The organism is Acinetobacter sp. YH16032 (assembly GCF_013417345.1).
Taxonomy (GTDB): domain Bacteria; phylum Pseudomonadota; class Gammaproteobacteria; order Pseudomonadales; family Moraxellaceae; genus Acinetobacter.
Map to the genome: position 1 here is coordinate 1 of NZ_VPEE01000179.1, position 1,022 is coordinate 1,022.

The following is a 1,022-nucleotide window of genomic DNA, read 5'->3' on the forward strand; positions in this document are numbered from 1 at the left end:
ATAAAATTTAGGCTATTTTGTACGCTTTGGCTCACATAAAACTCGGCCCTTTGCGGCTATCCAGGATAGGTGAATTTTCCTATGATGAAGTCATAGAGAACAGGATGTTCCAAACAACAAGAATAAGAAAGATCGCACCAGGAGCGTGAGGTAAGACAGGAGTCATACCTAGCAACCCAATATGAGAAACCCCGGCAGGATGCTGGGGTTTTTTATTATTAAAAGGAAAACTATAGGTATTAAATTAACTTTCCTTCTCATTATCAGAATCTAGGTTTTTCTCTGAATCGGAATCATTTTTCACGAATAGGTCTTTAAGCTCTAGCATCGCTGCTAGTGCATACATAGTGAGAGTAAATAGAATTATTCCAATAACAACAAATCCAATGCCATAAGAGACACCGAAACTGGTAAAACAGAAGAAAAAACCTGTAGTAAAGAAAATAGCTGATGCAACAAACATCACACTAAAAATAGCTGATAATGCATATTCAAAATTAAGAATAAAATTCTTTATCCAACTCGGTATTGGTATTTTCCTTTCTAATTCTCTTTCTGCTACAACTAACATTAATAAAGGTAGACAGTAAATTCCCGAAAGCCAAATAAGAATATGGACATAATTATCATGGGAAGGTATAAGGCTCTTCATCATTTCGTTAAAGTTAGATAGATCATGACTTTTATGAAAAATGACTCCCCAAATATCTTGACATAAAGCTAATAAAAGAGGGATCACTCCTAAAAGGATAGTTATTGCAACCCCTTGTTTAAAAGATTTTTTTATATATTCTTTCGGTGGAAACACAGGACCTCCTATCAACAATTAGCTTATTTAAAACCCGCTCTTCTCAACATTTTTTTAAAATTAGCTTCAACTTGTTTTTTAACTTTAGAAGCTATTTCTTTCTGCAATATTCCATACTTTTCTTGTGCTCCACATTTAGCACAAGTAATCGTATCTGAAGCTTTAGGATTACTAGGAATCTCAAACTTATCGCTTCCGCAAGAACATAAAAGAT

At 34.1% G+C, this 1,022-nt stretch carries 2 protein-coding genes; both read right to left on the reverse strand.

What is annotated here, in order from left to right; all coding sequences use genetic code 11:
• Nucleotides 1–244 precede the first annotated feature (244 nt).
• The gene (locus tag FTV32_RS17280) at nt 245–808 is read right to left on the reverse strand and encodes a hypothetical protein (protein WP_163146742.1); all 564 of its coding nucleotides are present in this window, start codon (nt 806–808) and stop codon (nt 245–247) included.
• Between the two features lie 23 nt (nt 809–831).
• The coding region (locus tag FTV32_RS17285) for a hypothetical protein (RefSeq protein WP_180029177.1) at nt 832–1,022 on the reverse strand (191 nt) is incomplete at its 5' end.